Source organism: Synechococcus sp. F70.1 (assembly GCF_047502745.1).
In the GTDB taxonomy this organism is placed as follows: Bacteria; Cyanobacteriota; Cyanobacteriia; order Thermostichales; family Thermostichaceae; genus Thermostichus.
In genome coordinates this window covers 1-11,316 of record NZ_JANSJL010000107.1, presented here as the reverse complement: position 1 = coordinate 11,316, position 11,316 = coordinate 1, and the positions used below count along the sequence as shown (strand labels likewise).

The window sequence follows — 11,316 nt, the reverse complement described above, 5'->3', positions numbered from 1 at the left end:
TGAAACTCAATAGCAAACAGGTCAAACCGATTGGCGAGAGCAGCCGCTTTCTTTGCCCCCAGCCTCTGCCCCCCTCAACCTCTGTATACGGACACTTGCGATCGACCAGCACCGGGAAAACCTCTCGAGCTTTGCCCAGGAAGAGAGCCTTCTGAGGCCAAGAAACCCCCTCCGCCCGCAAGGGCAGGATGGAAAACTCAGCCAAGTTGGCCAGGCCTCCCTCCCGAGCTTTATTGAAAGTCAAACTCAACAAAACGTAGTCGCTAGAATAGCAAGGCTTCTTGGATGTTGCAAGTCAGTTTCAATAGCTTGTGCCTAAATTTCTCCCTCTTGCGCTTCAGGGCTTTTGGACAAGACCGGGCAGCGCCTCTGCCCAGCCATTCAGACTTACCTCAGGGGGGATCCAACTACCCTGAGCGAGGTCATGGCAACCAACCGGGAAATGGGAATCAGGGGAGAAGGGCTGGGGAAACGTCTCAAACTTCATCTAGACCTGGATCTAGAATGGCCCAAGCTGGTCGGCCCCAGTTGGCTAGACTCCGAACCTTCAGCCCATTGCTGGCCCACGTTTTGATGCCATGAGTTCTTCCGCCGAGCCTACTTGGGATGCCTTAGAGGTGGATCCCGCCCTGCTCACCCCCATGATGCAGCACTACGTAGAGCTGAAGCGGCAGTACCCCCACGCCATCTTGCTCTACCGCCTAGGGGATTTCTACGAGATGTTTTTCCAGGACGCGGAAGTGGTGTCGCGGGAGCTGGAGCTGGTGCTCACCGGGCGGGAGGCAGGGGCCATAGGACGGGTGCCCATGTGCGGGATCCCTTACCACGCCTTTGACCGCTATGCGGCTCAGTTGGTGGCCAAAGGCTATGCCCTGGCTGTTTGCGACCAGATGGAGCCGGCGGATCAGGCCAAAGGCTTGGTGCGGCGGGAAGTGACGCGGGTCATCACCCCCGGCACGGTCATCGAAGAGGAGCTGCTGCAGGCACGGCAAAACAACTACTTGGCCGCCGTGGTCCGCCTGAGAGGCTCCAAGCAAACCCCCTGGGGCCTGGCTTACGCCGACATTTCTACCGGCGAGTTCTGGGTCTGCCAGAGCGAGGGGCAAGAGCAGCTAGAACAGGAGCTGGCCCGGCTGCAGCCGGCGGAGATCCTGCTGCCCACCGAGGAAGGGCTGGGCCTGGGCTTAATTCGGCCTGGAGATCCCCAAGCTCCCCTGGGCCTGCCCGGCCAGTACACCTATACCCTGCGCCCGGTGGAGCCCTTTGAGCTGGCGGTGGCGCGAGAAAACTTGCTACAGACCTATGGCCTGCGCTCTTTGGAGGGCTTGGGCTGCGAGGGGCTGCCCCTGGCAATTCGGGCGGCGGGAGGGCTCTTGCACTACCTGGAGGAGACGCAAAAGAACCTGGTGCAGCCTTCTCCCCAGGGGGGCCATCCCCTCCTACGTCCCCCTCGCACCTACCAGTTGACGGATTACCTCATCTTGGATCCCCAAACCCGCCGCAACTTGGAGCTCACCCAGACCATCCGCGAGGGGGCCTTTGTCGGATCCCTGCTCTGGGTGCTGGATCACAGCCGCACCGCCATGGGAGGACGCACCCTGCGCCGTTGGCTGCTGCAGCCTTTGCGGGATCTTGAGCAAATCCGCCTCCGCCAGGACACCATCCAGGAGCTGTTGGAAAACCCCTCCCTGCGCACCCGCCTGGGATCCCTGCTGGACTCTCTCTATGACCTGGAGCGCTTGGCCAACCGCGTCGCCTCCGGCACCGCCAACCCGCGCGAGCTGGTGGCCCTGGGCTCCTCCTTGGGCAAACTGCCCCAACTGGCGGAGCTGGTGGCCGAAGCCAAGACCCCTCTCCTGCAGAGCTTGCAGCAGGTGGATCCCGCCCTGGTTGACCTGGGCCGCCGCATCGAGCACACCCTCCTGCCCTCCCCTCCCCCTGTGCTCACCGAAGGGGGGCTAATCCGGCCCGGCGTCGATCCGGAGCTGGACAGGCTGCGGCAGCAGGTGGAGCAAGACCGCCAGTGGATTGCCCAGTTGGAGAAAACCGAGCGCGAGCGCACTGGGATCCCCACCCTCAAAGTTGGCTTCAACAAGGCTTTCGGCTACTACATCAGCATCAGCCGCGCCAAGGCCCAGCAGGTGCCAAAAGACTACATCCGCAAGCAGACCCTGACCAACGAAGAGCGCTTCATCACCCCTGAGCTCAAAGAAAAAGAAGCCCGCGTCCTCACCGCTCAGACTGAGATCAACCAGCGGGAATACGAGCTGTTTGTGCACCTGCGCCAAGAGGCAGGATCCCAAGCTGCCGCCATCCGCCAGGTGGCCCAGACCCTGGCCGCCGTCGATGCCCTGTTTGGCTTGGCGGAAGTGGCTGTGCAGCAGGGCTACACCCGTCCCGTCATCACGACCGACCGCCGCCTAGTCATCGAGGAAGGGCGCCATCCGGTGGTGGAGAAGTCTTTGCCCCAGGGCCTATTTGTCCCCAACTCGGTGCGTCTGGGATCCCCCCACGGCCCGGATCTGATTGTCCTCACTGGCCCCAACATGTCGGGCAAATCCACCTATTTGCGGCAGATCGGGCTCATCCAGATCCTGGCCCAGATGGGCAGCTTTGTGCCGGCAAGGCGGGCGGAGCTGGGCCTCTGTGACCGCGTGTTTACCCGCATCGGCGCTGTCGATGACCTGGCCACGGGACAGTCCACCTTCATGGTGGAGATGAACGAGACGGCCAACATCCTCAACCACGCCGGCGAGTGCTCCCTGGTGCTTTTGGACGAGATTGGCCGCGGCACCGCCACCTTCGACGGCCTCTCCATTGCCTGGGCGGTGGCTGAGTACCTCGCCACCCAGGTGCGCGCCCGCACGATCTTTGCCACCCACTACCACGAGCTCAACCAACTGGAGACCCTGCTGCCCAACGTGGCCAACTTCCAGGTGGTGGTGAAAGAGCTGCCGGATCGCATCATCTTCCTGCACCAGGTGCAGCCCGGTGGGGCCGACCGCTCCTACGGCATCGAGGTAGGGCGCATGGCCGGCCTGCCCCAGCCGGTGATCGAGCGGGCTAAGCAGGTGCTGGCCCTAGTGGAACAACACAGCCGCATTGGCCTGGGCCTGCGCAGCCAAGGGAAAAGCCGCCTTTCCCCCAAGAAAAAACAGGCTGAACAACACCCTGAACCCCTCGAGATCCGCAACCCCGCCCCGGCGGAGCAACTGTCTCTAATCCCGGGCTCCCTCTTTTCCGAGGAGCCTTAGGGCTCTACCCTCGCTCCGGCTCCCGCTCTTGCAGCCCCAAGCTGGCGGCCAGCACCTCCAGCTCATCCCGCTGCCCCTCCACCCACAGCAGGGATCCAGGGGGTGGGTCAGCCTCTTGCAGCTTCAGGCGAAGCCGCTCCAGCCGGTAGTTGCGCCGCCAGTAGTACCAGCCCGCCCAGGGAGCGGCCAGCACCAGCGTCCAGGGCCAGGCTCTCCAGCTCGGCTCCAGCAGGGACAGCACCAGAGCCAGACAGGCCAGACCCACTCCTGCTAGCCCTGTCAAAAAAACAGCCAACCCAACGCTGGGCCGGGCCTGACCGACAAAGGTGGCGATCCCCTCGGCATCGGCAAACTGCAAGCGATAGGCCCGCCCTTCCAGGTGCTTTCGGAGAAGGGATCCCATTTCCTCCAGACTGCGGCTGCTAGAATAGAAGCGGGTTTCGCTGCGATCTCTACCTGAGGCTCGCAGAAAAAAGAATAGGCCGATCCCCAGAAGCAGCGTCAGCGCTAGGGTAGAAATGGCCTCTCCCTTCAGGGAGAGAGGGAGTGATGTAGCTACCCAGTTCATAGGGATGACAGGAACGAACCCCATCTGGTCGGGCGGCTTGACCTGTAGCCTCTCCACCGTAGCAGGAAAGGGGCAGAAAAATAGCTCGTGGAAGTTGACCCTCTACCTCCTAGTTTAAGTTCTGCAGAGAGGTTGGTTGCCTCCGGCAGTAGCCACGCTTGGTAGATCCTACCTCGACGCAGGAGCAATGGCGCAGCAGCAAAAACCCTGCGCTTTCCAGCAACCGTGACGACGGCTCAGGGGGGAGAAATCTGCGCCCAATCTCATGCAGCTAAGCTGAGAGAGGCAACTATAATTAAGTTAAAGTTATGATAAGGGGCTTACACTTCGCCAGCAGGTGGCTTCCTTCGTGGCTATCTCAGCTGTTCCCTACCGAGGGCAGGATTCCAGGGTTGGACTTAGCCAGAGGAGAGTGTTGTCTCCGCGGGGATGATGACAGCGCACAGCCACTGTCCCTGGGGAACCCTCAACTTAGCCCCCTCTTCAATGTTAGTCCAGCTGCTTGACTGTCTCTGTTGCTATTTCACTCAGTAGCACTTACATGTCTATCTACGAACCTGAAGCCAACGACACTTTGTTTGAAACCCCAACCGACCTCCTCGACCTGACGGAGGAGGAAGAGGCGGAGTTTGCCGAAAGCGAGTACGCCGAAGAGGGGCCAGCTCGACCCTCCAGTGACCTGGTGCGTCTTTACCTCCAGGAGATTGGACGTGTTCCCCTCTTGGGACGAGACGAGGAGGTGGCGCTGGCCCAAAAAGTCCAAGACTACATGAAGCTCTTGGATGTGCGCCTGCGTTTGCAGAAAGAGCTGGGGCGGGAGCCTACTCTGGCAGAATGGGTGGCTAGGGCCAACCAGTTCCCCGAGTGGGCCAACCTTACGCCTGAAAAGCTGCAACAGATCCAGCGCATCGGCAAGCGGGCCAAGGAGCAGATGATCAAGGCCAACCTGCGCCTGGTGGTGTCGGTGGCGAAAAAATACCAAAACCGCGGCCTGGAGCTGCTGGATTTGATCCAGGAGGGCACGCTGGGCCTGGAGCGAGCAGTGGAGAAGTTTGACCCCAAAAAGGGTTACCGCTTCAGCACCTACGCCTACTGGTGGATCCGGCAGGGGATCACCCGGGCTATTGCCACCCAAAGCCGCACCATCCGCTTGCCTGTCCACATAACCGAGAAGCTAAACAAGATCAAAAAAGCCCAGCGCAAGCTTTCCCAGGAAAAAGGCCGTACCCCCACCATTGAGGACATTGCTTCCGAGCTGGAGATGACCGTGCCCCAGGTCAGGGAGCTGCTGGTGCGGGTGCCGCGCTCGGTTTCTCTAGAAACCAAGGTGGGCAAAGACAAGGACACCGAGCTAGGGGATCTGCTAGAGACCGATGACATCTCTCCCGAAGAGATGATGATGCGCGAGGCCCTCCAGCGCGATCTGCAGCAGCTGTTGGAGGATCTCACCAGCCGCGAGCGGGATGTGATTCGCATGCGCTTTGGGCTGGGGGATGGTCGCACCTACTCGCTAGCGGAAATTGGCCGCGCTTTGGATCTATCGCGGGAGCGGGTACGGCAAATCGAGGCCAAAGCCTTGCAGAAGCTGCGGCAGCCTAAGCGGCGCAACCGGGTACGCGATTACCTGGAGGCCCTCAATTAGGGGCGAGCAAGCCGCCTCCAGATCTGGAGGGCCAGCCCCTCCACTTCCGGGATCTGCAGATACAGAGCTCCAGCTACCACTAGGCTTAGGCCCAGGCCACCGGCCAGCCCAGCCCAGACAAGGGCGGTGAGCAGGGGAGACCCCAAGATCTCGTAGGCGCGTAGCTGCATCCACAGCCAGTGGCTAAGCCCACCAGCTAGGACGGTGATCCCCAGCAGGGGCAGTAGGGCTTGTCCCATCTCTTGCCAGGGGATCCCTGGCAGGCGCTGGTGAAGGCAGATCCCCAGTCCAATCAGGGCTACTAGGTTAACCCCTGCTGTGGCCAGGGCAATGCCTGGTGCCCCAAAGACCTGTAGAAATAGGAAGTCCAGAAGGGCGTTGAGGCCAATGGCTAGGCCACTGATGCGCAGGGGTGTGGTTCCGTCCTCCAGAGCGTAAAAGATGCGCACCAGCACATCCCGCAGCAGGTAAAAGCTCATCCCCAGGCCATAGGCCATCAGCAGAGCCGCCACCTCCTGGGTTGCCTCCGCCGTAAAGCGACCCCGTTGGTAGGCCACCTGGACAATGGGTTCGGCCAAGGCCACCAACAGCATTGCAAGGGGCAGGGTGAGGATGGCGGTCACCATCAACCCTTGCCGGATGCGCCGGCACAGCTCGGGCCAGCGGTCTCTCTCTCCTGCTAGTTGGGCATAGAGGGGCATCAAAGGCACCAGCACCATGTTGGAAAGGATCCCCAGGGGGGTTTGCACCAAAAGCTGGGCGTAGCCCAAGTTGCCGATGGTGCGATCCCCGGGCACAAAGGAGGCAAAAAAGAGATCCACGTAGACATTGATGTGGATCATGCCAGAGGAGATGACCGCTGGCAGCATGAGCAGGCTCACGGCTCGCACCTGCGGGGATCCCCACTCAAAGCGCAGCCGCAGCCGCCCCAGCCCCAGCCGCTGCTGCAACGGTACCTGAGCCAACCACTGGGCAATGGCCCCGACAAGTACGCCCCAGGCCAGCAAGGTTGGGATCCCTGTCCACCCCAAGCTAAGCAGGATCCCGATGACTGCCAGGCTGGAGATCAGGGGGCTGAGGGCGGGCAAGAGGTAGTGCTCGGCCGCATTGAGTGCCCCAAAGCCAATGCCAATCCACCCCGAGAGCAAGGCCAGCGGCGCCATGATCCGCAGTTGCTGGGCAGCAAGGGCATGAACTGCAGGGCTGGATCCCGGCGCCGTCAGGCGCACTACCCAGTCTGCTCCCCACCATAGGCCCAAGGTCACGGTTAAGAGAAGACAGCCCACCAAGGTGGAGATTGACTCCAGCCAGCGGGCTGCTGCTTCTCCTGAGAGCTGCTGCTTTTTAAGAATGCTGACGATGGCACTGTGAAAAGGACCGTTGATCCCGCCCAGCAGGATCAACAAGAAACCGGGCAGGACATAGGCCACCCCAAAGGCACTGTACTCCAGCCCCGAGCCGTAGATTGCCGCAATCAGAGCCTGCCGGACAAACCCCATACCCTTGCTGAGCAGGGTAGCACCAGCCACTAGCCCCGCTACTGAGAGCAAGGAACGGTGGGAGGAAGAGCCCCCTGGGATCCCTTCCTTCATGCCCTAGCTCCCCACCGCCGCCTTGGCAGGGGGCAACTGGCGAGATGCTGCCGTCCCTTCCTTCTCGAAATCCACCCGCAAGCTCACAGCCGCTACCCCCCTCGTTCGGCATAGGGCAGCACTATTATCCCGCATTCTCCTGACCTGTGGAGGGAGGTCGAGGAAGAGCTCAGGCCAGGAGTTGTCGCTCCTGCTCCAGTTGCTGCAACAGATGCTCATCCCCGCGGGCCTGGGCGGAACGGATGCGCTCCTGCAGCCGGCGCAGCAGATTCTGCCGATGGGTTTCCATATGCGGGGAGATAGTTGCCGGCGCCCTGCTCGCTGTCTTCGCCACTGGGTTGAGGGCAAGGCCTCGATACGTCAAGGCAAAAGACTGTGGCAGCGCCACAGATGCCGATTGAGCTGGCCAGTCCCACGCTAAGCCCCGGTACCGCACTCGCACCGCCTGCCGCTGGCAGCTCGCGGGGGCAGAAGGGACAAAGACGTAGGCAATGCCGCGATAGGTCAGTTGCATATGAAGAGTCCCCCAAGTAGACGGCGGCCATCTGACGGGGAAAGCAACTTCCGTAGCCCGCTTCTCGGGAGCTGTAGGACAACAGCTTCAGCTTCCCTGGCGTGGCCCAGAGGGTAAAACCCAACTTCATTCTGTATCAGCTTTAACAAAATAAGCCTTTGGATGTCAACTTTAAAGCAGCTCGTCGATTAGCCGTAGCACCTGGTGCAAGTTAGTTCCGTCTTCCTTTCCACGTCTGAGGCTCACCTCCACCAACTGCTTGAGGGCAAGCAGCTTGAGGTTAGCCTCTACTGCCGCTCTCGCCATGGCCGGAGCTGCCGGCAAATAGCCGCTGGCCCCTAGATCCAGGAGGGCAGCCCGCCGCAGATGAACGTTGGGATGAGCCAGCAGCGACAGCAGAGGCTCAAGAAAAGTGGGATCTCCTGTCAAGCGGTAACAGGCCTGCCCTGCCGCACATTGCAAACGAAGGGAGGGGTGATCCCGGTAGAGGCGAATCGGCTCCAGGGCAGAAGACACCTGCAGTTGTCCAAGCGCTTCGATGAGGGCCTCTAAGGCAGCAAGGTTTTCGGTCTGGAGACCCTGCTCCGCGCGGCGCAGCCCCTGCAGCAATGCCCCTCCCAGGTCTTCAAGCTGGGCGGGATCCCGGTCGAGGAAGTTGGCCAGGGCAATCTCGACCAGCGCCTGGGCTGCTGCCGCCACCACTTGGCCGTCGGAGCAGCGCAAAGCCTCTTTTAGAGCCGGGATCGCCGCAGGGGATCCCAGCTTGCCCAGGGCGCGGGCGGCATTGCGCCGCAGCGGATATCCCCCCTGGGCCGTGCGATCGGTCTCATCGGCCAGCGCCTCGATGAGGGCCGGGATCCCCTCTCTCACCCGCATGCGCCCCAGCCACCAAGCCGCGTAGTAGCGTTCTCCCGGATCCCCGTATCGCAGCTTGGCAATTTGCCCAGCCGGGGTGAGATCCGCCGACGGATAGGAGTCTGGAGGAGCTACTGGGCTCAAGGAGTCCACAGGCCAAAACTCCAACAGCTAGGCGCTGCGGACGCTGACAATCTTGGCGCCCGCTTTGAGAAGTCGCTGCATTGTTGCCGAGAGTTGATCGGCAGAAACGAAGATCTGCTGGTTGGATTTGCGCACGCGGCTAGAAGTCGCTAGGGCCGAGGGTGGGTTGAGCAGCCGCGTTACCTCAATGCAAAACATGCGGTCAGACTGACCCGTGGGCGGCCCCAAGTGCTTGGAAATGGGGCTGGGTGGCAGCAGTCCTCGTACCCCAATGCGGCGAATAGCTGGGGTAAACCCAGTGGCCAGGGGAATCATCAGGCGCGGCCTCCGCCCCTGGGAGCGGTCGTTGTTGGCATAGCCTCCGTAAAGAGCAAAGAGGTTGGTAAAGTCGCGGGTGGTGTGGGCCTTGCGGTATTCAAAGCCGCGTGGATGAGGAACAATGTTATCGCCGAACGCTTCTAGGTATTCTGGGCTGTCAATGTAGGAGTCAATCTCCGCGCTGTGGCCTCCCGAGTGATAGATATCTAGGTGGCGGGCAATGTCTTTTGAACTGGTGGGAGCTCGCCCCAAGAGATGCTTAAAGTTAAGCTCGATGGCGCGGGTTTGCGAGTTGGGGTAGAGAAACCGCCGCTTGTAGGCTTCCGACTTGGCAAGCAAACGCACAAATTCTCGCACCGTCAAGCTGCCCTGGCGCAGCAACGATTCCGCACTGGCCAGCTCCTTCCTGTCGGAGGCAAATAAGTGATCGTTGCCCAAAACCTGGCGATAGATAGCCCGCAGGATGGCGTTGAGCTGCTCCTGGCTGGCATTGGGGCGCAACTCTAAAGGAGTTGTCTCTGTGATGGCCCGGATCCCCATCCGGCTTGCCGCTGTAATTCCGCTCATGCTAACTCCTCAAATCCAACAAACCAGCTAGACCAACTTTGAAACTGAAAGATTTACCCCCTCAAGATCTCCTCCCTGCAGGGCCACGGCCACTGCAGCCTACGGAGAGGGATCCCCTTCACCCCGGGGATCCCTACTGCCTTGAACCCAGCTTTGGGGTTAAGAACTAGCTGAGCGCGTTGATGGCGTAGTCAATATAGGCGTTGGCTTCAGTGGCTGCTTGCCCGGTCAGGCCATGGTTGGCCTTGATGTAGCGTAGGGCTTCAATGTACCAACTGGGAGAGAGTTCAAAAGCAGCATTGATCTCTCGGATCCCGGCCAGCATACATTCGTCCAGGGGGCCAGTGCCACCGGTAACCAAGCAGTAGGTGATATAGCGCAGATAGTGGCGCACGTCGCGGGCACACTTGTCTTTACCCGCCTGGGTGTAGCATTGTCCCCCTGGCTGAGTGGTGTAGGGGAACTTGGCATAAACGGCCTCAGTGGCACCGCGCACCAGCTCCTCGGCACGGCTGCTCAGGACGCGAGCTGCTTCCATGCTAGCGGCTGCCCGCTGAAAACGGCCGCTGATGGCTTGCAATTCGCTGTTACTGAGATAGCGTCCTTGGCTATCTGCAGTGGCAATGGCATCAACAATTGGGGTTTGCATGACTCAAAACGCTCCTTTACCTCAGCTCAAGTCAAGGCAACAATACAAAGGATTCAAAGCTTAGCTTGCAAATAGCTGCGGAATACTAGACCACTGCAGCAGCGGCGCGATCGAAGTAGGACTCGATTTCGGCAATCAAAGCACTGCAGTCACCGCGCGTAATGCCATTGGGATCATTGACCACTGCCACTGCCGCCTTTTTCATCTTCTGGATGCCATTGGCCACAGAGCTGCCAGGGGTGCCAAGAGCTTGGTAGGTTTCCCGCAAGCCATTCAGGCAGCGCTCATCCAGGACGCTCGGGTCTCCAGCCGCCACGGCGTAGGTGATGTAGCGGAGGATGATGTCCATATCCCGCAAGCAGGCAGCCACGTTGCGGCTTGGATAGGCAGGGCCGCCAGGAGCATTCAAATTAGGCTCCTCAGCAAACAATTCGCGGACAGCATCGGTCACGATTTTGGAGGCGTTGCTGGTGATGCGGTTCACTGCGTCCAAACGCTTGTTTCCGTCAGCAATCACCTGCTGCAGTGCCGCAAACTCGTTTTCTCCCAGGAAAGCGCCTTTGGCATCAGCTTGGGCAACAACTTTGCTAAATACGTCGTTCATGGTTCTCAATCTCCTAGCGAAAGCAAAAGAGGTTAAATCTCTACTAGAGGGCAAAAGCGCTCTACGAACCCAGCAGTCTTTTGCAGCTTCCCTACCGAAGAGCCCTGTTAGCGCAAATCTTTGCCCCAACAGAACCACCGCCAGGGATCCCCCCCACCTCACCTTGCCTAGCCAGCTTCAAGAATGAAGCCACTTGCTGGCAGACTGTGGGGAATCGGGGTGAAACAAGGATTTTTTGCTGCTGACACCCTGCACTGGGTAAGTGAGGAAAAGCCAGCTTGCCTTGCTTCCAGTTCTTACTTCTACCGCGAGGGCGGGGAGGAATTGAATCAAAAAATGTAAAGGGTCTTTACTAGATGCAAACAGCCCCAGATCTGCTCCTAGTGGGCAACTCTGGCCTTTTTGTCCAAATCCTTTGGGGCCTTGGTTTTTACAAAAAACAATGCTACTTTACATGAGTTTACAATATCAGGAACGACGACAGCCTTGCTCATGGCTTTGCAGCCAACTTCCGTATCCAGGTAAACTTTCTCATAAAGTACACATAATTTAACACTTGCGCCAGTCTCCTAGGCAAGGCAAAGCTGAGAGAAAATCTGAGCAGGCTTT

The 11,316-nt window shown here is 59.9% G+C and carries 9 protein-coding genes and 1 pseudogene; 2 read left to right on the top strand and 8 right to left on the bottom strand.

Annotated elements, in window-relative coordinates:
• Positions 1–205 (bottom strand): annotated as a pseudogene (locus tag NW860_RS10400) (hypothetical protein); the annotation flags it as partial.
• A 373-nt stretch (positions 206–578) separates the two neighbouring features.
• Here NW860_RS10400 and mutS point away from each other — a divergent pair.
• A complete protein-coding gene (gene mutS, locus NW860_RS10395) occupies positions 579–3,254 on the top strand; it encodes a DNA mismatch repair protein MutS (protein WP_414514043.1) in 2,676 nt (891 codons plus the stop codon).
• 4 nt (positions 3,255–3,258) lie between these two features.
• Here the strand turns inward: mutS and NW860_RS10390 are convergent, their stop codons facing one another.
• Positions 3,259–3,846 (bottom strand): cofactor assembly of complex C subunit B, encoded by a 588-nt coding sequence (locus tag NW860_RS10390; RefSeq protein WP_414514041.1) that lies wholly within the window; start codon positions 3,844–3,846, stop codon positions 3,259–3,261.
• A gap of 517 nt (positions 3,847–4,363) precedes the next feature.
• Here NW860_RS10390 and sigC point away from each other — a divergent pair.
• Positions 4,364–5,464 carry an RNA polymerase sigma factor SigC gene (gene sigC / locus NW860_RS10385; RefSeq protein WP_414514039.1) on the top strand — a complete coding sequence of 367 codons (1,101 nt, stop codon included), beginning with the start codon at positions 4,364–4,366 and terminating at the stop codon, positions 5,462–5,464.
• On the opposite strand, the gene murJ is transcribed toward sigC, so the two are convergent.
• The 6 genes from murJ to NW860_RS10355 all read right to left on the bottom strand — a co-directional run bounded on the left by murJ (position 5,461) and on the right by NW860_RS10355 (position 10,707).
• Entirely contained in the window at positions 5,461–7,056 is a 1,596-nt protein-coding gene (gene murJ, locus NW860_RS10380) for a murein biosynthesis integral membrane protein MurJ (RefSeq protein WP_414514037.1), read from the bottom strand. The two genes, sigC and murJ, sit on opposite strands and share 4 nt — an antisense overlap.
• A gap of 169 nt (positions 7,057–7,225) precedes the next feature.
• Entirely contained in the window at positions 7,226–7,570 is a 345-nt protein-coding gene (locus NW860_RS10375) for a DUF4278 domain-containing protein (RefSeq protein WP_414393957.1), read from the bottom strand.
• Positions 7,571–7,741: 171 nt separating this feature from the next.
• On the bottom strand, positions 7,742–8,578 hold the full coding sequence (locus NW860_RS10370; RefSeq protein ID WP_414514035.1) for a HEAT repeat domain-containing protein: 837 nt from the start codon (positions 8,576–8,578) through the stop codon (positions 7,742–7,744).
• A gap of 18 nt (positions 8,579–8,596) precedes the next feature.
• Positions 8,597–9,454 (bottom strand): phycobilisome rod-core linker polypeptide, encoded by an 858-nt coding sequence (locus NW860_RS10365; protein WP_414393954.1) that lies wholly within the window; start codon positions 9,452–9,454, stop codon positions 8,597–8,599.
• Positions 9,455–9,620: 166 nt separating this feature from the next.
• Positions 9,621–10,103 (bottom strand): phycocyanin subunit alpha, encoded by a 483-nt coding sequence (locus NW860_RS10360; RefSeq protein WP_414393953.1) that lies wholly within the window; start codon positions 10,101–10,103, stop codon positions 9,621–9,623.
• A gap of 85 nt (positions 10,104–10,188) precedes the next feature.
• Positions 10,189–10,707: a phycocyanin subunit beta gene (locus NW860_RS10355; protein ID WP_414393951.1), complete on the bottom strand. Its 519-nt coding sequence runs from the start codon at positions 10,705–10,707 to the stop codon at positions 10,189–10,191.
• Between the last annotated feature and the right edge of the window lie 609 nt (positions 10,708–11,316).